This is a genomic window from Rhodococcus jostii NBRC 16295, from assembly GCF_001894825.1.
In the GTDB taxonomy this organism is placed as follows: Bacteria; Actinomycetota; Actinomycetes; order Mycobacteriales; family Mycobacteriaceae; genus Rhodococcus_F; species Rhodococcus_F jostii.
This window is the reverse complement of the sequence record NZ_BCWY01000280.1, coordinates 1-594: the sequence shown is the minus strand read 5'-3', so window position 1 is coordinate 594 and position 594 is coordinate 1. Positions and strand designations below refer to the sequence as shown.

General features: G+C 65.0%; 1 protein-coding gene. It reads left to right on the top strand.

Features of this window, described 5'->3' with window-relative positions; all coding sequences use genetic code 11:
- Positions 1–594 (top strand): AMP-binding protein (locus RJ1_RS45200; protein ID WP_143169635.1); only part of this gene is annotated, 594 nt, incomplete at both ends.

The following is a 594-nucleotide window of genomic DNA, read 5'->3' as shown; positions in this document are numbered from 1 at the left end:
GAGGGCCGGGACCTGTGGTGGCACGAGACCGTCGACAAAGCGTCCGACACACATCAGGCGCAGCCGTTCGACTCCGAGCACCCGCTGTTCATCCTCTACACCTCCGGCACCACCGGAAAGCCCAAGGGCATCATCCACACCTCCGGCGGGTACCTCACCCAGGCGTCGTACACCCACCACAACGTGTTCGACCACAAGGCGGGCGAGGACGTGTACTGGTGCACCGCCGACATCGGCTGGGTCACCGGGCACAGCTACATCGTCTACGGACCCCTGAGCAACGGTGTCACCCAGGTGGTCTACGAGGGCACCCCCAACTCCCCCGACGAGCACCGCCACTTCCAGATCATCGAGAAGTACAGCGTCAGCATCTACTACACCGCACCCACACTGGTGCGCACCTTCATGAAGTGGGGCCGCGACATTCCGGACGCCCACGACCTGTCCTCGATCCGGCTCCTCGGCTCGGTGGGCGAACCGATCAATCCCGAGGCGTGGAAGTGGTTCCGTGAGGTGATCGGCGGCAACACGGCCCCGATCGTCGACACCTGGTGGCAGACCGAGACCGGCGCGATCATGATCTCCCCGCTGCCC